The 21,687-nt window shown below is 47.5% G+C and carries 19 protein-coding genes and 2 pseudogenes; 12 read left to right on the top strand and 9 right to left on the bottom strand.

Annotated features, from left to right (window positions below):
• Window positions 1–24: 24 nt before the first annotated feature.
• Window positions 25–1,809, bottom strand: a complete 1,785-nt coding sequence (locus ASL14_RS13690) for a sensor histidine kinase (RefSeq protein WP_134911987.1) — start codon at window positions 1,807–1,809, stop codon at window positions 25–27.
• The gene (locus ASL14_RS13685; protein WP_134911986.1) at window positions 1,806–3,437 is read right to left on the bottom strand and encodes a response regulator; all 1,632 of its coding nucleotides are present in this window, start codon (window positions 3,435–3,437) and stop codon (window positions 1,806–1,808) included. The genes ASL14_RS13690 and ASL14_RS13685 overlap by 4 nt, the downstream gene beginning before the upstream one ends.
• A 143-nt stretch (window positions 3,438–3,580) precedes the next feature.
• On the opposite strand from ASL14_RS13685, the gene uxuA reads away from it, so the two are divergent.
• Both uxuA and ASL14_RS13675 read left to right on the top strand, forming a co-directional pair.
• A complete protein-coding gene (gene uxuA / locus ASL14_RS13680) occupies window positions 3,581–4,717 on the top strand; it encodes a mannonate dehydratase (RefSeq protein ID WP_134911985.1) in 1,137 nt (378 codons plus the stop codon).
• On the top strand, window positions 4,714–5,568 hold the full coding sequence (locus ASL14_RS13675; protein ID WP_134911984.1) for an SDR family oxidoreductase: 855 nt from the start codon (window positions 4,714–4,716) through the stop codon (window positions 5,566–5,568). Before uxuA ends, ASL14_RS13675 begins: the two co-directional genes overlap by 4 nt.
• 88 nt (window positions 5,569–5,656) lie before the next feature.
• Here ASL14_RS13675 and ASL14_RS13670 read toward each other — a convergent pair whose 3' ends face one another.
• On the bottom strand, window positions 5,657–5,998 hold the full coding sequence (locus tag ASL14_RS13670) for a cupin domain-containing protein (protein ID WP_134911983.1): 342 nt from the start codon (window positions 5,996–5,998) through the stop codon (window positions 5,657–5,659).
• Between the two features lie 256 nt (window positions 5,999–6,254).
• Here ASL14_RS13670 and ASL14_RS13665 point away from each other — a divergent pair, with 256 nt between their 5' ends.
• The 4 genes from ASL14_RS13665 to ASL14_RS13650 all read left to right on the top strand — a co-directional run bounded on the left by ASL14_RS13665 (window position 6,255) and on the right by ASL14_RS13650 (window position 9,659).
• Window positions 6,255–7,490 (top strand): FprA family A-type flavoprotein, encoded by a 1,236-nt coding sequence (locus tag ASL14_RS13665; RefSeq protein WP_134911982.1) that lies wholly within the window; start codon window positions 6,255–6,257, stop codon window positions 7,488–7,490.
• Between the two features lie 36 nt (window positions 7,491–7,526).
• On the top strand, window positions 7,527–8,720 hold the full coding sequence (locus tag ASL14_RS13660) for an NAD(P)/FAD-dependent oxidoreductase (protein ID WP_134911981.1): 1,194 nt from the start codon (window positions 7,527–7,529) through the stop codon (window positions 8,718–8,720).
• A gap of 2 nt (window positions 8,721–8,722) precedes the next feature.
• Complete coding sequence (gene rd / locus ASL14_RS13655) at window positions 8,723–8,893, top strand: rubredoxin (protein WP_134911980.1); 171 nt, start codon at window positions 8,723–8,725, stop codon at window positions 8,891–8,893.
• Between the two features lie 61 nt (window positions 8,894–8,954).
• Window positions 8,955–9,659: a Crp/Fnr family transcriptional regulator gene (locus ASL14_RS13650; protein WP_134914544.1), complete on the top strand. Its 705-nt coding sequence runs from the start codon at window positions 8,955–8,957 to the stop codon at window positions 9,657–9,659.
• Window positions 9,660–9,765: 106 nt separating this feature from the next.
• On the opposite strand, the gene ASL14_RS13645 is transcribed toward ASL14_RS13650, so the two are convergent.
• The gene (locus ASL14_RS13645) at window positions 9,766–11,394 is read right to left on the bottom strand and encodes a glycosyltransferase 87 family protein (protein ID WP_223263986.1); all 1,629 of its coding nucleotides are present in this window, start codon (window positions 11,392–11,394) and stop codon (window positions 9,766–9,768) included.
• 121 nt (window positions 11,395–11,515) lie between these two features.
• Window positions 11,516–12,229 (bottom strand): MBL fold metallo-hydrolase, encoded by a 714-nt coding sequence (locus ASL14_RS13640; protein WP_134911978.1) that lies wholly within the window; start codon window positions 12,227–12,229, stop codon window positions 11,516–11,518.
• Window positions 12,230–12,344: 115 nt separating this feature from the next.
• On the opposite strand from ASL14_RS13640, the gene ASL14_RS29585 reads away from it, so the two are divergent.
• Window positions 12,345–12,452: a DUF2568 domain-containing protein gene (locus ASL14_RS29585; protein WP_134911977.1), complete on the top strand. Its 108-nt coding sequence runs from the start codon at window positions 12,345–12,347 to the stop codon at window positions 12,450–12,452.
• A gap of 90 nt (window positions 12,453–12,542) precedes the next feature.
• Here the strand turns inward: ASL14_RS29585 and ASL14_RS13630 are convergent, their stop codons facing one another.
• The 3 genes from ASL14_RS13630 to ASL14_RS13620 all read right to left on the bottom strand — a co-directional run bounded on the left by ASL14_RS13630 (window position 12,543) and on the right by ASL14_RS13620 (window position 15,455).
• On the bottom strand, window positions 12,543–13,187 hold the full coding sequence (locus ASL14_RS13630; protein ID WP_134911976.1) for an SDR family oxidoreductase: 645 nt from the start codon (window positions 13,185–13,187) through the stop codon (window positions 12,543–12,545).
• 109 nt (window positions 13,188–13,296) lie between these two features.
• On the bottom strand, window positions 13,297–14,703 hold the full coding sequence (locus tag ASL14_RS13625; protein ID WP_134911975.1) for an alanine/glycine:cation symporter family protein: 1,407 nt from the start codon (window positions 14,701–14,703) through the stop codon (window positions 13,297–13,299).
• A 173-nt stretch (window positions 14,704–14,876) separates the two neighbouring features.
• Entirely contained in the window at window positions 14,877–15,455 is a 579-nt protein-coding gene (locus ASL14_RS13620) for a TetR/AcrR family transcriptional regulator (RefSeq protein ID WP_134911974.1), read from the bottom strand.
• Between the two features lie 270 nt (window positions 15,456–15,725).
• On the opposite strand from ASL14_RS13620, the pseudogene ASL14_RS13615 reads away from it, so the two are divergent.
• The 4 genes and pseudogenes from ASL14_RS13615 to ASL14_RS13600 all read left to right on the top strand — a co-directional run bounded on the left by ASL14_RS13615 (window position 15,726) and on the right by ASL14_RS13600 (window position 19,777).
• Window positions 15,726–16,464, top strand: a pseudogene (locus ASL14_RS13615) (ABC transporter ATP-binding protein).
• Complete coding sequence (locus tag ASL14_RS13610; RefSeq protein WP_134911973.1) at window positions 16,461–17,222, top strand: ABC transporter permease; 762 nt, start codon at window positions 16,461–16,463, stop codon at window positions 17,220–17,222. Before ASL14_RS13615 ends, ASL14_RS13610 begins: the two are co-directional and overlap by 4 nt.
• 208 nt (window positions 17,223–17,430) lie before the next feature.
• Window positions 17,431–18,792, top strand: a complete 1,362-nt coding sequence (locus tag ASL14_RS13605) for an amidohydrolase family protein (protein WP_134911972.1) — start codon at window positions 17,431–17,433, stop codon at window positions 18,790–18,792.
• An 82-nt stretch (window positions 18,793–18,874) separates the two neighbouring features.
• Window positions 18,875–19,777: pseudogene (locus tag ASL14_RS13600) on the top strand (helix-turn-helix transcriptional regulator).
• Between the two features lie 386 nt (window positions 19,778–20,163).
• Here ASL14_RS13600 and ASL14_RS13590 read toward each other — a convergent pair.
• Window positions 20,164–20,610 carry a hypothetical protein gene (locus tag ASL14_RS13590; RefSeq protein WP_223263983.1) on the bottom strand — a complete coding sequence of 149 codons (447 nt, stop codon included), beginning with the start codon at window positions 20,608–20,610 and terminating at the stop codon, window positions 20,164–20,166.
• Window positions 20,611–21,475: 865 nt separating this feature from the next.
• On the opposite strand from ASL14_RS13590, the gene ASL14_RS29580 reads away from it, so the two are divergent.
• Window positions 21,476–21,670: a helix-turn-helix domain-containing protein gene (locus ASL14_RS29580; protein ID WP_189338158.1), complete on the top strand. Its 195-nt coding sequence runs from the start codon at window positions 21,476–21,478 to the stop codon at window positions 21,668–21,670.
• Window positions 21,671–21,687 lie beyond the last annotated feature (17 nt).

The following is a 21,687-nucleotide window of genomic DNA, read 5'->3' as shown; positions in this document are numbered from 1 at the left end:
TAGGGGAATTATACCATATGGATATCATTGAGCGGAAGAACTAAAAGACTCCCGATCCGCAGGAATGATAATACGAATCTCTGTCCCCTCGCCGGGTGCGCTGCGAATATCAAGCTCAAAGCGGCTTCCGTAGTAAAGCTTCAGACGATAGATGACATTCTGCAGACCGATACGCTCGCCCATTTCCTCCTGTCTGTGCATGTAACCGTACAGCCGTTGTACCTGTTCCAAAGACATGCCAACTCCATCATCTCGTACCGTTAGCATCAGCCGCTCCTCCCGACGCTCAAAATGAATCTCGATGCGCCCCCCATGCTTCAGCGGCTCAATGCCATGAATGCTTGCATTTTCAACCAGCGTAAGCACAACCATTTTGGGAAGCAGATAGTCCAGGTCCTCGGGTCGTGCCTGCACTTCGTACTGTATCCGCTCCCCAAAGCGGTATTGCTGAATTTCCAGAAAACAACGAATCAGCTCCAACTCCTCCCGCAACGTGACTCTATCCTTGTTCCACACCAACGAATTGCGGAAAATTCGCGCCATATTATGAATAATGCGGGCTGTCTCGTCTTCATGCTTCATCAGGCTTCGCATACGTATCGTCTCCAGCGCATTGAACAGAAAATGAGGGTTGATCTGGCTGTGAAGTGCATTAAGCTGGGCATGCCTGCGTAGAATCTCCAAATTTTTTCGCTGAATATCCGCTACATAGACATCGTTAATCAATCGCTTTATTTTCAGCATCATTCGATTAAATTCACCTGTTAGCTGCCCAATTTCATCTCTCGATTCTGTACCGGGAATCAGTTCAAAATGCTGATTTTTCACCTTTTTCATATGCTTCAGAATACGATGAATGCGCACGTTCAGCGAACGTGTAATCCAGATGATGATCAAGGTAGGCAGCAGCATATTCATGCAGGTTAACAGCAGCACAAAATTGCGTGATTTCTCCATTTCATACAGCACTTCATCGCCCGACACCGCAGTCACAATGCTCCAGCCATTGAGATTACTTGTCAGCACATAATTTGTCTTGAACTCTATAGTGTCCTTGGGCTGCTGGAGGGTGCTATAGGCCACGACCTTATGATTGATATCAATCCTGGGATCGGTCGTATATTCGATTTCCCCCCGTTCGTTGAGCAGAAAGAGACTGCCCCGCAAATTCAGATTATGGAAAATCTCTTGAATGGACGACATTCGCAGCTCTATTTTCAGTATTTTCTCGTGGCCATTTTCGGAATAAAAATAATTCATCCGCCGAATCAGGCTAAAGGGATGCAGTTGTTCGCCCGTACCGTCGTCAGTACGTACAAATATAGGCTTGGACTGCCGTCCGGGCGGGATTTTGGCATACCAGGGCAAGCTTTTAACCCGCTCATCTATAAAGCTGATTCCCCCGGAATCCAGTAGAGTCGGATTATCTGTGTAGATCGTCATTCCACCCACAGAATGGTATACAGGACTGTAAGTATTGTTTAACATACGACGCAAATAAGAATCATAGGCGGCAATATATTCAGCGGGATGGGGGTATGTTTGCTCCAATAGTTCGTTTAGCTGATGATCGGTATAAAAGATGGACGAGATTTCCATCGCATCTTCAAACTCACGGTAAAACTCAATTTTGATCTGCTCCAGCGCACGGGAAATATCCTGCATACGCTGTTCCTTCACATTTTGCGAGGTGACGTGGTAGAAAATCAGATTGGTCAGCACCACTGGCACAAATACACAGAGAAAATACAGCAGCAGCATTTTATCCCGCAGACGGACATGATCAAGGGTTGAGCGTAGCATCCTCATTCGCTGCCCCTTTGCGGCTCCACACGGGTATTCAGGCTGTTGCGATATTCACTTGGTGTGGCTTGCACCATTTTTTCAAATTGGGTGACAAAATAATCCGGGCTGCCAAAGCCCACCCGTTCGGCAACTTCATAAATGCGCAAATCAGTCTGACGCAGCAACCGTTTAGCCTCCTGAACCCGTAATTGCAGCAGGAATTCGTTAAAGTACACCCCGTACGTTTTTCTGAACAATTGGCCCAGGTAGACCGGATTCATATAAAAGCGGGCTGCTATACTTTTCAGGTTAATATTCTCTGCCGCATGCTGCTCAATGTAGGTGCGGATGTGCTGAATTCCTCCCTGTTGACGCTCCTTGCGCAACACCCTAATCGTTCGGCTGCTTTCCTCGGCAAAAGCCGTAAACAGCCGCTGTAATTCACCCAGCGACAGATTCATATCCTGCCAGCCCATCATCGGTTCTAAGGACAGAAGCGAGCGTTCATCGCCCTGCATATTTTGAATGACCCGCACAATGCTAATTACGCATTGATGCAAGTTCATTTTCACAGCCTCCGGGGCGTAATGCTGCTCACGAAAGCTGCAAAACAGATGATCTACGGTCGCATATAACTCCTCCAACCGCATCTCCTCCACCTGCTCCGTCAAGCAATCCAGTACATCCTGATGGATCGTCCTGTAGTGGAGCATTGGCATCCCCTCCTCCTGATACACGACAATGCCGCTGCGGTCATGAATGTATTTATGGAGCACCGCTTCCTTGGCACATTCATAGGACCGATGGAGATCTTGCAATCGTTGAACAGGGCTTCCCACGTAGACAAAGACCCGGCTCCCCATCTGATTTTGCAGTAGCTCCATGCCCTCCAACTCCCGTTGTAGCGCTTTCATAAAAGTGTCTGAACTAGCTTCAAAGCACTCCAAAAAGAAGTCCGGCACTATGATGCCAATCCGGTTACGATGCTCATGGACGTAGAGGGGATACTTGCCGTCGATCAAACGATAAAGCGCCTGCTCTACAAGCTCCCTGAACTGGAAAAGCGACAGCGGAACACCGTTGCCATCGGAACGCCACGGATGCTGATCATTCAGCTCGACGAGCACATAGTACATATGCGCAGCTTCTCCAAGGCGTAGCTGCTGTTCCCAAGCCGTCACCACGGCATCATCCACCTCATTCACCATCAGTGTCTCCAACAACTCGCCTGTGCGGCGACTCTGATAGAGCTGTGCATTCTGCTGCTCTTGATGCAGCCTTTTACTCAGCCTGCGCAGTGTAGACGAAAAGTCCTTCTCATCAATCGGCTTGAGCATAAAATCATGAACCCCGTAGCGAAGTGCCTGCTGTGCATAAGCAAAATCGCTGTAGCCGCTCAAGATAATAAACGCAGGATGATCCGTCCCCCGCCCGAGTACACAGCGAATCAGCTCCAATCCGTCCAGCACAGGCATACGAATATCGGTGATGACCAGATCAGGATGAACGCTACCGATCAGTTCCAGTGCATCCTCGCCGTTATCAGCCTCCCCAACGACCTCAAAGCCGCAGGCTTCCCAATCCATGAGTTGAAGCAGTCCTTTGCGGGTGAATATTTCATCATCCACCACAATGGCTCGATGCAGCTTCATAACCCGCTTCCTCCTTTCGGTTTGTGCGTCATTTTATTTTGGATAACTATTCCAATCACCTCTAGCAATATGGTAATGTGGAAACATCGGGAAATGGAAATTGCCGTTACACCTATCATATGACGAATGGGGCGGTGCAAAGCATGCGCATGGTATTTCGTTGGTTCGGTGAAGGGAACGATACAGTAACACTGGAACAAATCCGACAAATTCCGGGGGTAGAAGGACTCGTGTGGGCGCTGCACGATATCCCGGCCGGAGAAGAATGGCCTTTGGAACATATTGTGGCATTTCAGGAGCAAGCTGTACAGGCCGGTTTTCACCATGAGGTCGTAGAAAGTGTAAATGTGCATGAAGATATCAAGCTCGGACGGCCGACACGCGATTTGTATATCAGCAACTACATACGCACGTTGGAAAAGCTCGGGCAGCACGGCGTCAAGGTCGTCTGCTATAATTTCATGCCCATATTCGACTGGCTACGCACCGATCTGCATAAGGAACTGGAGGATGGCTCGACGGCTCTCTTCTTCGAGAAGTCACGAATTGAAGGTCTTGATCCGTTCGAGCTGGTACGCCGAATTAACGAAAACAGCTCGTTAACCATGCCCGGCTGGGAACCGGAGCGGCTGGAGCATCTGACAGCTTTGTTTGAAGCGTATACCCACGTCACGGAAGATGACCTGTGGCAGAATCTGGCCTACTTTCTGGAGGCCGTCATTCCCGCCGCCGAACGCAGCGGCATTCGGATGGCTATCCACCCCGACGATCCGCCATGGTCCGTATTCGGACTACCTCGTATTATCACAAGTCAGACCCATCTGCGCAGGCTGCTGGCGTTGTACGACAGTCCGGCCAACGGCATTACGCTATGCTCTGGTTCGCTGGGAGCCAACCCCGATCATGATATCGTATCCATGATTCATGAGTTCAAGGACCGGATTCCGTTTGCTCATATCCGCAATGTGCGTGTGTCCGCCAACGGAGACTTCATCGAAACATCCCACCGAACTCAGGATGGAACCGTCGATATTGCAGGCATCGTTCAGGCGTATCATGATGTTGGCTTCACGGGCTACGTCAGACCCGACCACGGTCGTCACTTGTGGGGAGAGAAGTGCAGACCCGGGTATGGACTGTATGATCGCGCACTCGGAATTATGTATTTGTGGGGATTGTGGGATGCGCTTACACGAAGCCAAGCCCAACACAACAACCCCACTCATCATGTGGAGTCCACACTAACCGAATCCGTTCACCCGAAGGAGTCGATCCTATGAGCACACAATCTCTACACCCTTCTCTGGCAGGCAAAACAGCAGTAGTTACAGGCGGCGCCGGAGTTCTGTGCAGCGCGATGGCCCACGAGCTGGCAAGACAAGGCGTGAAGGTGGCCATTCTGAACCGAACGAAGGAAAAAGGCCTACGCGTAGTTCATGCTATTCAGGCCGCAGGCGGAGAAGCGATAGCTGTAGCCTGCGACGTTACCGATGCCGCCAGCGTACAGCAGGCAGAACAGGTCGTACGCAACCAATACGGCGCATGTGACATTCTGATCAATGGAGCCGGAGGGAATCACGCGAGCGCCAATACAACCCGCGAAACCTTCCGGTTGGAGGATCTGGCGCAGCCGGATATCACCACCTTCTTTGAACTGAGCATCCCGGGTTTTCGCCAAGTACTGGACGTGAATTTCATTGGAACGCTTATTCCGACACAAATATTCGCACAGCGTATGACTGGACGCGCAGGAGCAGTTGTCCTGAACATTTCTTCCATGAGCGCCCCCAGCCCGATGACCAAGGTTCCGGCTTACAGCGCAGCCAAGGCTGCCATTAACAACTTCACGCAATGGCTGGCTGTCCATCTGGCCGAAGCGGGCATTCGCGTCAATGCCATTGCCCCCGGCTTCTTCCTCACTGAACAGAACCGTAGCCTGCTCACCCACGAGGACGGCTCCCTCACTGAACGTGCGGATAAAATCATTGCCCATACTCCTATGCGCCGTTTTGGTGTACCGGACGATCTGCTGGGTTCTCTGCTATGGCTCGTGGATGAACAAACATCCGGTTTTGTCACAGGGACAGTGATCCCGGTAGACGGTGGGTTCATGGCGTATTCCGGGGTGTGACCCCCCACTAAAGAAAGCCGCTTGGCTTAATGCCCAAGCGGCTTTTTTATATGTGGAGTTCTTTTCCTCTTCTTCTGATTTTTATAATTTATATATTTTGCGCATAGCTTTCACTTGGCGTTTTGGTCAACACCACATGCAGGCTGGAATTCGCCTCCGCACCACCCCGATAGGAAAAGCGCTCATCTCCTGTAACATGGATCATATCCCCTTGGACAATTTCCGTTTCTTCACCATTCACAGTTACAGTACCGTTACCCTCAAGAACAAGCAAATATACATTTGCTCCTGGATGATTATGTGTTGGCAACTCAGCATTAGGAGTAAAGTTGAGAATAAAAATTACATTGTCGGCTTCTTTATGCACAATTCGTTTTGTAAACGCAGCTTCTTTATATTCCTGAAACTGAATGAGGTTAGATTTTTTCATGTAGGTTCACTCTCCTGTTTGAAATTGGATTTGCCTATGATGGATTAGATACCTGGCATGTTCTCAGGTTTCAATCTATATGGTCTTATTGTATTTGATTATTAAGCTCGCCTTGTGATTGCAATCACAAATATAAATTTAAGTATTAAAAACTTTGAAATATTCAAAAATTTGATTTCAATCCTCTTTTTCATCGACACATCCAACTAGAATCGAATTGTGTCAGACAAACAAAAACAAGCAGGAGGTTATTCCTATGAAGCCCGGATTTCAACTGGCAAAGGATATTTATTGGGTAGGAAAAATTGATAATCGTGAGGTTCCCTTTCATCGTCTTCTACTATCTAAGGGTACAACATATAATGCATATCTATTGAAAACTGGAAAACCAACCATTGTGGATACCGTGGATATGGCGTTCGGTAGGGAATTTGCCGAAGCTGTAACCGAATTGATCGATCCGCTGGACATTCAATATATTATCGTCAATCACACGGAACCAGATCACTCAGGCGGATTGGCGGCACTTGCTTCCAAAGCAACGAACGCTACGATTGTCTGCACTGAGATTGCCGTTCCGGAAATTCAACAAATGTACAAGCTTCAGCATCGCAACTTCCTGGTGATCAAGGACGGGGATCAACTGGATATTGGAGGCAAGACGCTGCTGTTCAAGGAAACACCTTACCTCCATACAGAAGAAACCATGATTACGTACTGCATAGAAGATAAAATCTTGTTCCCTTGTGATATTTTCAGTACACACGTGGCTGTAGAGCATCTATTTGCCGATGAGGCCGGTTTTGACATTACCGAGGACTTTATCGGATACTATCAGGCTATTATTCATCCGCACCGCAGATATGTGCGCACATTAATCGAAGCTGTTGCCGATCTGGATATTGAGATGATTGCTCCTTCCCACGGCTTCGCAATCCGACATGACATTGCCAAGTTTATTGATTTGTACGCATCTATGAGCACCGAAACTAAGGATGATAAAAAAGTAGCAATTGTCTATGCCACTTTAAAAAATAATACTAAAAAAATGGCAAACATCCTGAAAGACTGCTTTTTGGAGAACCAAATCAAGGTGGAGCTATGGGACGTGGATAAAGCCGATGAAACGGAAATATTGAATAGTATTGCCTCAGCAGATGCTGTTTTCGTCGGTAGCTCTACCAAATATGCCGACATGACGGGCAAATTGGAAGACCTATTGCAACAAATGCAAAAGATGAATCTGGAAGGCAAGCTGGCTGCTGCCTTTGGTTCCTATGGCTGGAGCGGGGAAGCCATTGAAGTTGTACAGGATTACTTGAACGGTACTAATATGAAGGTCCAAAGCACTTCAGATGTAATCAAATCAACGGGTATGACCCATGTGGAATTCCCGGTACGTATTCGTTTCTCTCCTACAGAAGTTGAAAAAGTGAAAAAAATTAAAAATGCCGCTGAATTTGTCTCAGATCTACTGCTTAGTGTTATTTAAAACACAGTAGCGTATAGCGAATAGGAGAGATACTGAATGGGTAACCAACATTACGTTATTATCGGAGGCAGTGTCGCCGCCGTCAACGCGGCAAAAGCGATTAGAGATCATGATGAGCTGGCCGAAATTTCTATTTACGGGGAGGAAGCATCCTTTCCGTATAACAGAGTCAAACTTTCCAAGGGACTATTCACTGATTTGCACAGCGACAAAATCCTGATCAAAAAGGAAAAATGGTTTGCCAATCAACGAATTCATGTGTATTCCGGCATCAAGATAACCGAGATACATCCTGAGGACTGTACTATCAAAACAATAGATGGACAAACCGTTGCTTATGACAAGCTGCTGCTGTGTACAGGAGCTCACAACCGTAAGCTTGTGCTAGATGGGGCTTCTCTAAGGAACGTCCATTCTATCCGTTTTCGACAAGATGCAGATAGCCTTAAAGCGGAATTGCGACAGGGAGACCGGATATGTATCATCGGCGGCGGTATTCAAGGCGTGGAAACCGCCTGGTCCTTCCAGCAAGCCGGGTATGCTGTAACCATACTGGAAGCTTCGCATCGGCTTATGCCCCGCCAGCTAGATGAAAAGGCCTCCGCTATTTTGACCGATCAAATGACCGAACGGGGTACTCAGGTCCACCTTGGGCAAGGCGTAAAACGTATTAAAGGCACAGATCACGTAGAAGGTGTGGAACTACAGGACGGCTCTGTTATCCCCTGCGAGCATGTCGTGTACTCTATCGGAATTGTACCGAATACGGAGCTTGCTCGCCAAATCGGCCTTGATATTGGACAAGGCATTCTGGTGAATGCGCAAATGGAGACCAGCTCCGCCAATATCTATGCAGCAGGTGATGCAGCCGAATTTCAGAGTAGAGTAGATGGGTTATGGGAAAGCGCAATGGAGCAAGGGAAAATAGCAGGAGCTAATATGACGGGTTCATCCGTCAGCTATCAGCGTCCCATCCCTGTAACTCTATCGAACAGCTATGAATCCCCTCTCTTTTCCATTGGCCTAGTAGATGAACAGGAATGCGACACCAGCCTGACCAGTGAAAATCAAGCTTCTTATACACGAATGTTCATACAAAACGGCTCTATCTGCGGCGTGATCGGTTTTGGGGATGCCCTCGCTTCACTTCCATACAAAACAGCCATCATTCAGGGACTCAAACCGGACGCGCCAGAGCTTACAAAAATTTTGGGTGACAAGGAGAGCTAAAGATGAAAAAATATGTATGTCAACCCTGTGGATACATTTATGATCCTGCTTTGGGTGACCCCGATGAAGACGTGATGCCTGGTACAGCGTTTGAGGACCTTCCGGAAGACTGGGTTTGTCCAGTCTGCGGTGAGGATCAAAGCCATTTTGCCCCAATAGATGATACAGAATAACAAGAACGCACTATACTTTTTAGTTTCCGGTTTATGAATGGAGTGAATGAATGTGAATGAGATGTCCTGTCCCTGCCAGTGCGAAAAGGAGCCATGTGCCCGCAAAGTGCCTATCTTTTCCTCTTTGTCCTGCGAAGATTTGTGTAAGGTCAGCTCCATGATCCGACACCGGAAATATCAGAAAGGCGAGGCCTTGATTATCGAGGAACAAGCGTCCGATACGCTGTACATTATTAAAAGCGGGCATGTTAAGCTTCTGAAAATGACACCTCAGGGCAAGGAGCAAATTCTGCACATTCTGACAACTGGCGATTTTTTTGGCGAGTTGAACATATTTAACAGCGATGAGCTGAGTAACTTTAGTGCGTATGCCTTAAAAGATACTGATATTTGTATGCTCACCAAGGATGATATGGAGCAGTTGATTCACAACAATCCCGATATCTCTTTGAAGCTGCTCAAAACCATTACCAAACGCTTGGCACATACCGAAAAGCTGGCTCAAAGCCTGGCTACCAAAGACCCGGAAATCCGTATTGCCTATATGATTCTTGAGCTTGGGCATAAATACGGCAAAAGGGACGGCTCCTACATTAAAATCAACCTCCCCCTTTCACGCGAAGAAATGGCTAATTATGTGGGTGTCACACGCGAAACCATCAGTCGCAAATTCGCAAAATTTGAACAGCAGGGGATTATTCATACTAAGGGTACACGAGAGATTACCATCTGCGATATACAGAAACTGAACGAATATATAGATTGAGGAACATCAATAAAAAAACCGCTTCTTTGGCGTAATGGTTTGTGGTTGGTTGACCTGCCACTTCCATTTCGCCAAAGGGCGGTTTTTTACCCTATTCCATAATGGGCTATCTTTCAATCGTTGTGTTCACACCTTGAGGAGATGCTCCCCATACGTGCTTCCCGGAAGCAAGCTCTGACGGAACCGGGTCATTTGAAGGAGATGCCTCCATCGTGCTGGATTTGGAGCAATCCCACACAACTTTGACCAGATACACAAACAGCAGCACGTTCAACAACGAGGTCACACACAATATGATACCGTACTGATCCCGAGTATTGGAGCTATAGAAAATATCGAAGGTGTTCAGGAAAATCGTGAGACTGAATCCACCCGCGAGCCATAAAAATCTCCGATCCCGCAAATACAGATATGCTAGTACAGCCAACGCTGCGGCCGGGAACAGATACCGTTCATGCATGCTGGAAGCGAAAGTGAACACACCTGCAATTTGTACCAGTGCAGCCGCGGCCACAAACTGTGGTTTGCCACTGCGCGCATACATCCACCACGTAAACAAAGTCACCAGCACAATGCCGATCATACCCCATGTGTGGTAGCTGAACAGGAACAACGTCGTCGTATCCTGCGTATAATTACCACCGATCAGTGCGAAGAAATTATACGCGTTCACGGAAGCATATGGATACTCACCGACCGTTCCTTGGTATAAATCAAGCAGCCATAATGGCTCCTGCCCCCACGAAAATGGCAGCACAACCAGAATTGTCGTCACAACCGCTCCACCTATAGCCAGCAGCCAAGGTTGTATTTTACGTTGTCTCAACAGCTCGAAGAACAGAATCGGGCCATAAATAATCCCCTGTGGCTTCATCAGCACCGCTATCGTAAACAAGACAGTGGACCAGCCTACTCTGTTTTCCACCAACAGCACAACCATGCCTACAATCAGCAATGTAAAGAATGAATCTACTTGTCCCCAGAAGGTGGAGTTGATGAACACCGCCGGGTTAAATACATAGAACAATGCCAGTCCGATGCTGATTCCAAAGCCGACCCGTTTGCTCGCCAACCGATACAGCATGTACGCTGTCGCGATATCCGCCAATATATTGGGCAGCCGCAGCAGCACCGACATATAAGGACTGAAAGCGTCCGTAGAGCCGATTTTACCGATCACATATAAAATATAAATATAGAACGGTGGATAGTCACTTGATCCGTTCGTGTAAAATCCCGTTAAGCTATCCGCTGCTGTTGTAGCCCAGTTCCGGAATAGCATTAAATCCATGTGCCCCGATATCCACGGCGCTATCGCCATTCTTAAAAAGAATCCCACACCAAGCACGGTCCATAACATCAGCCCCCGGTTACGTTCCCCGATCTTCCATACACTGGTCCGAAAACGATACACAATGAATACAAACGCACCGAAGAACAAAGCGGCAAAGATCGCCAGCGGAGTCGCAGAAGCAGATGAAGAATGTCCGCCTCTTCCACCGCCCATACCAGGGCCGCCGTTACCGGACATACCGCCCGGACTTCGCTGTTGCCCGTCTCTGGCAGCACCGTTACTTCCGGAGGTAGACGTGTCATTCCAGGTCGTTGTACCTTTGTCACCCAATGTCGATGTACCTTGGGTGGATGAATCGGTATCCTGCCCTACATTTCCTGATAACGAAACCACACTAATCACAGCACACAATATGAGACTGAACAGAAGTATATATTTCATGCGGTTCTCTTTCCACGCGTTCAAATCCGATGCACCTCTCTCTGTATCTATTTTCCTCATATTGTATCTGCCATAGCTGAGGGCATCGTGAGTTCTGGCTGAAAGTTGGCTGAATATGGAATCATTTCTTCATAAATTGCCGCTCCATCTCCTGAATGGCCCGTTCGAGTGCATCCTGTGGATGTTCTAGCAGGTTACCATGTCCGACAGCCAGCAGAGATGGTTTGAATCCCGCAAGCTTTTTGGCGCTTTCCAGTGAAATTTCCTTGTTCCAGGTAGCCAGTGCCGGAAAAGGAAACCACGGCTTGAACTGCCCAGACACCGCCACACCGCCTCGAATCTGGAACGCATCGCCCGCAACCAGCGCACGGGTGCGAGTATCCAAAAACGCCATCGAGCCTGGCGTATGTCCCGGTGCGCTGATCGCCTGCAACGAACCCACATGATCGCCTTCTTCCAGCAGAACGTCAGGCTGTGTACGGATGTTTTTGGGCACACTGCCCCGAATCGGAGTATCCGGTTCCCCCGCATCCAGTGATACATCCCCCTTTAACAGTCGGGCATCCCGCCCGGAAATGAATACTTGCGCATCCGAATACCGTTCCTTCAGCCTATCGAGCGCACCCACATGATCCTCATGAGCATGAGTAAGCACAATGCGTATGATAGGTTGCCCCATCCGCGCAGCAGCCTTTTCGATCCCATCTGCACTATAAGGAAGTCCGGCATCTATCAATGTCAGCCCCTCCTTTTCCTGCACCAAATAGCAATTCACCGGGAACAGCCTCGGCAGAAACGTCAATTGAACTATATGCTGCACCTGAACAACACGCATCCGTCTCATCTCCTCATCTTGATTAAAACTAATTATATTAGTATTATAAATAACATTATTAGTTTTAAGCAAATCTTTTCGCAGATATTCATTTGGAACTGCTTTCGGGACTAGAATGCTCAATCTGGCTGTGCGTTTCCTGCTGGAAGTCTGCGGTATTGTCGCTTTTGTATATTGGGGGTTTAAAACAGGGGTTAACGTACCTATACGACTGGGACAATAAATAGCCAAAAGAAGCAGCAAAAAGGCAGACCCCGGAATAATACCGTTGATCTGCCTCTCTCCAACTATGATGCGAATGTTCCCCTATCCATCAACCCTGCTGGATAGCCTCAGCAATGGGCGTGCTGCCTGACGCCAGATTAATCGCACGGTGATACGTCTGCCGTTCATCCAGTGCCGCTACTACCACTGCCGCTACATCCTCACGGGAAATGGTGCTAACGGAAGAATCATCTCCCGTAGCGACCCTTCCGATACCGGGATCATCTGTCAATCCACCCGGACGAAGGATCGTGTAATCCAGATTACTCGCTTCCAGCAAGCGATCTGCATAATGCTTTGCCACGTAATACGGCTTAATCGACTCAGGCCATTGCTCCCGATTCTCCGCATGCCTTGCGCTGACCATAATGAAGCGGCGAATGCCTGCCTGCTTGGCAGCCTCCATAGCCTTGACCGCTCCATCGAGGTCGATAAGCAGGGTTTTGTCCGCGCCTGTTTTGCCACCGGAACCTGCCGTGAATACGATAGCATCGCTACCCTTTACGGCTGCGGCAATGTCGTCAACCGTTCCTTCGAGATCAGTGATCACCGTTTCCGCACCCAAACGTTCAAGCGCTTCGGCCTGATCCTGATTGCGGATCAACGCCTTTACGCGATGCAAGTCATTTTCACCCAGCAGACGAACAAGATGTCTGCCTACTTTTCCATTTGCGCCAATCACCAGTACGTTCACACTATCCCTCCTGTATTCGCAGTCTCTCATCTACATTATACAGAAGTATTTTACCCGTATGGTTCAAGACGCAATCAGATTGGTATGTCGAGTTTGTGATCAGGTTGTCTTACAGCTTGGCTTCTCGCTCCCAGCACTCCACTTGCTCCAGCCCCGGAATGCTATCTTTGTAGAACACAGGGTCGTGACCCGCCTTTTTCTGCCGTGAATAATCCTTTAAGGCTGCAAAAGCGACTCGGGATAAAAGGGCAATGGCAATCAGATTGACGACAACCATCATGCCCATAAATAAATCAGCCAAATCCCACACCAGTTGCACCTTGGCCACCGCTCCAAAAATCACCATGCCGATTACAGCAGCGCGATACAGCCATACCCAGATTTTCTTGGATTTCATAAACTCGATGTTCGTTTCACCGTAATAGTAGTTACCGATCAATGTGCTGAAAGCGAACAGGAATACCATGATGGCAAGAAAACCGGACGCCCACGGGCCGATGTGCACACTAAGAGCCGCCTGGGTCAGCTCAATACCACTAAGTCCCGGCTTCGTATATGCACCGGATAACAAAATAATCATTGCCGTGCTCGTACATATAATAAGCGTATCCGTCAGCACCCCGAATGCCTGGATCAAGCCTTGCTTGACCGGATGGCTGGTGTCTGCCGTAGCTGCCGCATTCGGTGCGCTCCCCATTCCTGCTTCATTGGAAAATAAACCACGCTTGATGCCGTGCATCAGAGCTGCCCCGATGGAGCCTCCCGCAACCTGCTCGAAACCGAACGCACTGCGTACAATCAGGGACAATATCTGCGGCAATTGCTGAATATTAATGATCACAATAAACAGCGCAATTCCGATATACAGCACTGCCAGTACAATGACGATATATTCCGACATTTTGGCAATCCGCTTGATACCCCCAAAAATAATGACCGCAAACACAGCCGCCATCAGCAGACCCACGACCAGCCGACTCGTGCCGAAGGCATTTTCAAAAGCTAGCGTAATCGTATTGGACTGCACCGCGTTAAAGACCAGACCAAAGCTCAGTGTAATCAGTATCGCAAAGACGATACCCATCCACCGCTTTCTCAATCCGATCTCCATATAATACGCCGGACCGCCACGGAATCCATCTTTGTCCTTCACTTTATATACCTGTGCTAATGTACTTTCGACGAAGCTGGAGGCCGAGCCGATGATCGCAATGATCCACATCCAGAACACCGCACCCGGACCGCCCAGCGCAATGGCAAGAGCAATCCCCGTAATGTTACCCGTACCTACGCGTGCCGCCATGCTGATACAAAATGCCTGAAAAGGCGAAATGCTGTCTCGGGAGCCGCGTTTTGATTCTTTGAGGACCCGGAACATGTCTCCGATCATTCGTACTTGCAGACCCTTAGTGCGGAACGTAAAAAATAGCCCCAATGCGATCAGCATGACAATTAACAACTTGGACCAGAAAAAGTCGTTAATTACACCGATCACATCCTGTAAAACCTGTTGCATCCACAATCCCCCTAATATCCTTTGAATCATTTCCTCTGTAAAACCGGTTCCACATCCGGCTGTTAAGCAGTATTTTTCGAGTATATCAATTTTTTGCCGCACAGAACAGATAATTATACATTTTACTGAATAGAAACCATTACCAGGAAAGAGAACCGTGTTCGCTTCTCATCTTATCCCCGTTTCTGCTGCACATGCAGACCTGTCAAAAAAGTGTTCATCATGACTTCAATACTCCGATCCACTTCCACGGGTAAACCAAAACCGCCATTTTGTTCGAGCGAGGCAAAACCGTGAAGCAGACTGCGGAATCCCCTCGCCGCATGAACACAATCCTCTTCCTTAAATCCGTAGCCGCTGGACAGAACAGAAATAACAAGCCCCGCTACGCGATCCGCAGCACGCCTCATTTCGGGATCATTTCGATCTGTTGCATACAGCATCGCTTCATACAAACCGGGTCGCTCGCGGGCATATCGCATATAGGCTTTCCCCATAGCGGTCATTGCATCGTCACCCGCTCTGCCAACCGCCGCGCTCATCAAAGCTTCCTCCAACTGTCCCAGGCTGTGTAGAGCCAGCACTTGGCGCAGTCCGTTCAACCCGTCCACGTGGTTATACAAAGACGGGGGGCGAATGTGCAGCTTCTGCGCCAGCGTGGTGAGCGTAACATCGCCCATCCCCCGTTCATTGGCAATATCCTCAGCAGCCTGTAAAATATCTTGCAGCTTCACTCCATTTCTGGGTGACATCAGCATTTCTCCTTTAATCGAATTTCTATGTAAAGTATTTACGTTCGTCTATTTATTGTACTTTCGAGCGTTAGGAATCGAATGATACAAAATGCTGACGTATAAATATACATAATGAATCTCATTTCTATTTTAACTAATTCTGTTAGTTTATACAAAGAAGTTATGGTTTGCAAGCATATCAGCTTTTACTGATATAATGAACGAAACAAGATCATAGAGCGGGTCTGACCACTTTTTCAATCCCATGCAAAGGAGATAGCTATATCTATGGAGTCCAAGTCACTTCCAGCCATTGAATTTAAAGACGTCACCAAATATTTTACCGGGTCTGAACAGCAACGTGCTGTCCTGAACGGAATTACAGCAAGAGTCTCTCCCGGCAAAATCACCACGCTGGTCGGCCCGTCCGGGTCTGGCAAAAGCACGCTGCTTTCACTGTGTAATCTTCTACTGACGCCGGATGAAGGGGAAATCAGCGTATTCGGCAAGCCCCTTTCCGAATGGGAAATCCCTGAACTGAGACGAAAAGTCGCACTGGTTTTTCAGGATGCCCCCATGCTGCAAGGAACCGTTCTGTATAATCTTCAGACCGTAGAACGGTTGCATGGCACGGTGCTGCATGACCCAGGCGACCTGTTAGAGCGTGTAGGGCTTACCCGCGATCTACTGGAGCAAAAGGCGCAGGAGCTATCCGGGTCAAAGACAGCGCTTGGCCTTGGCGCGAACGCTTGCGAACCGCCCGGATATTTTACTGCTGGATGAGATTACTTCCGCACTGGACCCGGCCTCGGTCAAAGAGGTAGAGGAACTGTTGCTTCAAATGAACAAAGAAGAGGGAACGACGATGATCTGGATTACGCATCATATGGAACAAGCACGCAGAGTAGGCCATGAAACATGGCTGATGATCGACGGAAAGCTCGTGGAGCAAGCGGATACCGAGACTTTTTTCCATGCACCACAGCACAATGAAACCCGCAAGTTTATAGCAGGAGAATGGGTATGACGATTGTTGCCCTGATTCTTTCTCTCGGTTTTGTGTTCATCGCCATCGTCATGTCCAAATCCTTCAAGCTCGGTCTGGATCGGGATATCATTATCGCCACGATCAGAGCATCGGTTCAGTTGCTGGCCATCGGATATGTGCTGCATTTGATTTTTGGAATGCAAAGCTACGGATTTATCGTATTATTCATTCTGCTCATGATCACTGTGGCCTCCCAAAATGTCGCGCGCAAAGGAAGATTCATTCCCGGCCTGGTGTGGAAGTCGTTCCTGACGCTGCTGTGTGTGGAAATCGTTACACAGGCATTTCTGATTGGCCTGCATATCATTCCGGCGACAGCCCGATATATGATTACGATTAGCGGCATGATCATTGGCAGCTCCATGATTTTGTCTAGCCTGCTGGTGTCCCGGCTCAAGTCGGAAGTGCTGCTGCGCAAGCCTGAAATTATGCTCATTCTGGCACTGGGCGGCACGCCGAGACAAGCTATTTTCCCGATACTCAAGGATTGCATACGCTCCAGTATGATTCCAACCATTGAGGGACAGAAAACGCTGGGGCTGGTCCAGCTTCCCGGCATGATGACCGGGCAGATCATCGCAGGTGCCAATCCGATTGCCGCCGTCCGCCTGCAATTGCTGATCGTATTTACCACCATGACCTCTGCGATTTTGACCAGCGTACTGCTCAGCCTGTTTATTTATCCGGCATTATTTACCCGCCAGCAGCAGCTTCGCACAGAAGCATGGGAGCGCTAATCCCTATCCAACACAGCTTTATTTTGCAAAAGTCTATCTGCCAGATGGTCGGTAGGTAGGCTTTTTGGTGTATATTCTTGTCCCTGCACGAAAAGATATACTGTGATTTTATATCATCAGGCTTACAATATACATATATAGGTTAAATGTCGATCTAAGAGAGGGCATAGAAATAAGTCATCTAACAACACACAAAGGAGATAAAAAGATGAACAATCGTTTATTAATCCAAAACGGCTGTGTACTCACGCTCGATAAGACAATCGGTGATTTTAAGAAAGCGGATATTCTCATTGAGGGGAAAAAAATTGTCGCTGTTCAACCGGAGCTAGAAGCATCCGATTGTGAAGTTGTTGACGCTACAAACATGATTGTTATGCCGGGATTCGTGGATACACATCGCCACACCTGGGAATCTGTCGTTCGTAATGTAGGTGCCGATTGGTCGCTCGAAAAGTACCTGGGGCGTATGTACTATGGGAATATTGGAGCTAAATTACGTCCGCAGGATGGATATGTAGCGAATCTGCTTGGCGCACTGGAAGCATTGGATGCAGGGGTTACCACGCTACTGGATTGGTCGATGATTAATTCACCCGATCATACGGACGAGCTGATCCGGGGCTTGCAAGAATCGGGAACACGAGCGGTCTTTGCCCACGGAGTTCCTGGTGATGGCGAATATTGGTCCAGAGAAAGCCAGATACGACAATCCGATGACAGCAGACGGGTGAAAAAGCAGTATTTCTCATCAGATGACCAGTTGCTTACCATGGGGCTAGCCATAAGAGGGCCGGAATTCAGCGCATGGGAAACAGCAGTCGATGAGATTCGATTCGCTCGGGAGCTCGGTGTGCTGTGTACAATGCATTTAGGGTTCGGAACATGGGGTTCGGTGGATCGGTCGATTGAAAAATTGCATAAGGCTGGACTACTCGGACCGGATCTTAACTTTGCCCATGCCAATACACTCAGCTATGAGGAGTATAAACTAATCGCAGATTCGGGTGCCTCCATTTCCGTTACTCCGGAAATCGAAATGATGATGGGGCATGGTTATCCGGCTACAGGGCTGTTTATGGAGAACGGAGGAAGACCGTCATTAGGGATCGATGTCGTAGTATCGACCGGTGGAGACATGTTTGGGCAAATGAAGTTCGCCTTGCAAGCAGAACGTTCCAGAATCAATGGAAAGATTTTATCCACAGGAGAAATGCCGGTGGAACTCACCATTTCAGCACGGGACATTTTAGAATTTGCGACGATTGACGGTGCCCGAGCATTGGGACTGGATCATAAGATCGGTACGTTAACTCCGGGAAAAGAAGCCGATCTGATTATGATTCGAACCAACGATCTGAATATGTTTCCGGTAAATCATCCAATCGGTGCTGTTGTGCAATGTGCCAACACGAGCAACGTCGATTCAGTGTTTGTGGCTGGAAAAGCTGTCAAACGGAACGGAAAAATGCTGCATGTAGACATCCAACGCTTGCGCAAGTTAGCCAATGAGTCGAGGGATTATATTTTCTCACAATACGGGGTGCCTGAAGAAGCATGGCCAATCTGATTTGCTGTAGGGTGCCATGCAACTCAAGTCAAATATTCCTGCATTCCTCCTGTTAAGATGGAACCGAAAGGAGGGAACCATCGTGTACGAATGGAACGAAATGGTCCAACTCATGATTGATTGGATTGATAATAATCTTACTTCAGCACCATCGTTGTTGAGAATGTCCAATCAGTTAGGCTACTCTCCTTATTACTGTACAAAACAGTTCCATTCTCTTACAGGAATGACGCTAAGGGATTATGTGTGGATGCGTCGGATTAGCCGTGCAGCCCTTGAACTCCGGGATAGCAATGTCCTCATCCTTGATGTTGCCATAAAGTATGGGTTTTCTTCACAAGAAGCTTTTACACGAGCATTTGTAAAAGCCTTTGAGGTAACTCCGGCTGTATACCAAAGAGAGCCTAGACCTATTCCGTTAGCGATTCGTGTTGAAGTGTTCTCTCCTTATCATTACCATTTGAAGGAGCGGGATAAGATGGTTAAGGTTCATTTGCAAGAAGCCGAAATCAAAATTGAGCGTATACCAGCACACAAATTTATTGGAATCTGGGATGCCTCTTCTCGAAACTACGGTGATTTCTGGAGAAACGGTCATAATTGTGATGAAATTTGCGGAACACTGGAAAGCATGTCTCATCTCAAACTGCCCGAACAATTGGGTCAGACCGCAGGCTAGTTCTACCAAGATGCTCAGAAGGGCTATCTCTATGGAATACCGGTTGCCGCTGACTACGCCGGAGAGATTCCATTAGGTATGGAGTGCCGGGACATCCACGAATCAGATTACCTGATGTTTTTTCACCCGCCCTTCAATTATCTAAAAAACAATGGAGAGGTTATGAGAATGGTGGAGGAAAAAGCTTGGAACTTTGACCCTACCAGTATGGGATATGAATGGGATGAGGAAATGAAGCAGGATTATCAACGGCATTTCCCGGAGGGATACGGTTACGCAGTGTTACGTCCAGTGAAAAAAGTGTAGAGAAAAAGAATCCCAAGAAGCCGCTACGATCAGGATGCTGTTAATCGTCTTGCGGCTTCTATTTTTCCTCAAAACTGCAAAATGAACAAGCATCAATGCTAGTCCGTGGTAATACGTTGTTACAATATTGGTTTGGAGGTATAGGCAATGAAATCATTTCGTTTTTGGTTAGTCCTAATCTCATGTCTAGTTATTACTGTAAATATTACGGGGTACGACGACTATAATATACTATTGGCTATCATTAGCCCGTTGGTTTGGATGTATGAATCATTTCGATTTGTGCGAGAAGCAGATATTCCAATAGCCATTGTATACCTAACTACACTAGGTTTCTGGTATCTTATTGGTTTGGTTTTGGATCGTCTAATTAGAAGATTGAAAAATTAAAATTCATTGAAATTATCCTCTAAACTATCGTCTACCTTCTCAGGCTCGTACTCGACCATCTTATAGTCGGGTGATGAGGGAATCATATTTACCACAACATTCCTCATTTGTAGCTTGTACTCCCCTTCCTCAAAAGCAACAATATACTTGATGGGAGGTAACTCCATATCCTCATACTTCGTTATCGACGAAATAACAATTTTTGAAGGGTCAGAATCATTTACAGACATGATACGATAGTCTATCGGTGTTCCTTGGTTTTTTAGAAAATTAAGCCGTGCCCGCTCTGTTTTGAAACGATAATCATCAGACAGTGAAAGCATCTTATCATAATCACGACTCATAGAAGCATTCATATATTCTGAAAATGTCGAGACAGCAGCCTCTTTGGGCTTATCGGGAAGTTTATAAGGTTCTTTATCCCCTCCAAAACCTGTAGCCATTACAGTCAAAATCCCTCCCTAGACAACCAAGCAAGCCAACTTCTTACGCAGTACAATCTCCAATGAACAAAATCTCCTTTGTTGTAAATTTTACCATCCATTTCCCAACCTATAAAGAGATGGTATTTAGGAATAAGCCAACTTTTACGCTGAAATTTAGATATAGTTAGATTCTACATGTTCGATACCCTTGGCGGACGAGTTCATACAATTCCTCCATGATCTTTGTTCTTATTTTTTGTCGCTCATTTATTTCCTCAATATCTATCATTTTTTGTTATCCCCAGCATACTGAATAAATTAAAACACCCTAAAAGGAAGGTGCCCATTTTAAACGGACACCTTCCTGGTTATGTGATTTTACGAGGTTCTTGGGCGTAATTGAGTCCATCTAGTAGGGTTATTTACGGTTGACGGCAGCCTATTTCGCCAATTGGGTGGACCCCTGCGACCAGAGCAGCGACGGTTGTTAGCCTTGTTTGGGTATGATGAGTCCCTCTACATTTGAATGGTATTGGAGAAAGTCGTCTACAGGAAAATTTCCTCACCCCTCAACCTACTTCAATTCATCATACGGTTTTATTTGTGATACTCACGCAATCCGTTTCAAAAAAACGTATGAATGTTTCCCAGTTAGTATCTCCAGGGTGCGAAACGTCAGTCATATCCGTAATTGCATTGTACTTTCGAACATGCCCTTTCGTACATAGAGGACTATTCTCTCAAAGCCGCATAAACGTACAAACGAAAAAGGCAGATCCACTGAACGGGAACCTGCCTTTTTGATTTAAATGTAGAATCTACCCTTCCGAAGACGTACCGACCACCACATTGATATCCTGTACCTGCTTTTATATATGACTATGTGCATCAGTTCCGGATCGAGAAAGCGAAGGCGCTGCTGCAGTCCACTGATTACAAAATCCAGACGGTCGCGCCTGAAGTCGGCTACTTCGACAAGGCACATTTCACGAGAACGTTCAAGAAGTGGGTCGGCATGCTGCCTTCCCAATATAAGAAAGAAATTGCCTCCCGAGGGGCCTCACAGCCCTCTCTCTAGTAGAGAAAGGGCGTTCA

Origin of the sequence: Paenibacillus sp. IHB B 3084 (genome assembly GCF_001447315.1) — a bacterium.
Taxonomy (GTDB): Bacteria; Bacillota; Bacilli; order Paenibacillales; family Paenibacillaceae; genus Paenibacillus.
Note: the sequence above shows the minus strand (reverse complement) of the source record. Positions and strands in the feature narration are given on the sequence as shown.

Excerpts from the sequence above, each read along its gene's own strand:
- ASL14_RS13690 (WP_134911987.1), bottom strand. The coding sequence starts at position 1,809 with ATGAGGATGCTACGCTCAACCCTTGATCATGTCCGTCTGCGGGATAAA.
- ASL14_RS13685 (WP_134911986.1), bottom strand. The coding sequence starts at position 3,437 with ATGAAGCTGCATCGAGCCATTGTGGTGGATGATGAAATATTCACCCGC.
- uxuA (WP_134911985.1), top strand. The coding sequence starts at position 3,581 with ATGCGCATGGTATTTCGTTGGTTCGGTGAAGGGAACGATACAGTAACA.
- ASL14_RS13675 (WP_134911984.1), top strand. The coding sequence starts at position 4,714 with ATGAGCACACAATCTCTACACCCTTCTCTGGCAGGCAAAACAGCAGTA.
- ASL14_RS13670 (WP_134911983.1), bottom strand. The coding sequence starts at position 5,998 with ATGAAAAAATCTAACCTCATTCAGTTTCAGGAATATAAAGAAGCTGCG.
- ASL14_RS13665 (WP_134911982.1), top strand. The coding sequence starts at position 6,255 with ATGAAGCCCGGATTTCAACTGGCAAAGGATATTTATTGGGTAGGAAAA.
- ASL14_RS13660 (WP_134911981.1), top strand. The coding sequence starts at position 7,527 with ATGGGTAACCAACATTACGTTATTATCGGAGGCAGTGTCGCCGCCGTC.
- rd (WP_134911980.1), top strand. The coding sequence starts at position 8,723 with ATGAAAAAATATGTATGTCAACCCTGTGGATACATTTATGATCCTGCT.
- ASL14_RS13650 (WP_134914544.1), top strand. The coding sequence starts at position 8,955 with ATGTCCTGTCCCTGCCAGTGCGAAAAGGAGCCATGTGCCCGCAAAGTG.
- ASL14_RS13645 (WP_223263986.1), bottom strand. The coding sequence starts at position 11,394 with ATGAAATATATACTTCTGTTCAGTCTCATATTGTGTGCTGTGATTAGT.
- ASL14_RS13640 (WP_134911978.1), bottom strand. The coding sequence starts at position 12,229 with ATGCGTGTTGTTCAGGTGCAGCATATAGTTCAATTGACGTTTCTGCCG.
- ASL14_RS29585 (WP_134911977.1), top strand. The coding sequence starts at position 12,345 with ATGCTCAATCTGGCTGTGCGTTTCCTGCTGGAAGTCTGCGGTATTGTC.
- ASL14_RS13625 (WP_134911975.1), bottom strand. The coding sequence starts at position 14,703 with ATGCAACAGGTTTTACAGGATGTGATCGGTGTAATTAACGACTTTTTC.
- ASL14_RS13620 (WP_134911974.1), bottom strand. The coding sequence starts at position 15,455 with ATGTCACCCAGAAATGGAGTGAAGCTGCAAGATATTTTACAGGCTGCT.
- ASL14_RS13610 (WP_134911973.1), top strand. The coding sequence starts at position 16,461 with ATGACGATTGTTGCCCTGATTCTTTCTCTCGGTTTTGTGTTCATCGCC.
- ASL14_RS13605 (WP_134911972.1), top strand. The coding sequence starts at position 17,431 with ATGAACAATCGTTTATTAATCCAAAACGGCTGTGTACTCACGCTCGAT.
- ASL14_RS13590 (WP_223263983.1), bottom strand. The coding sequence starts at position 20,610 with ATGGCTACAGGTTTTGGAGGGGATAAAGAACCTTATAAACTTCCCGAT.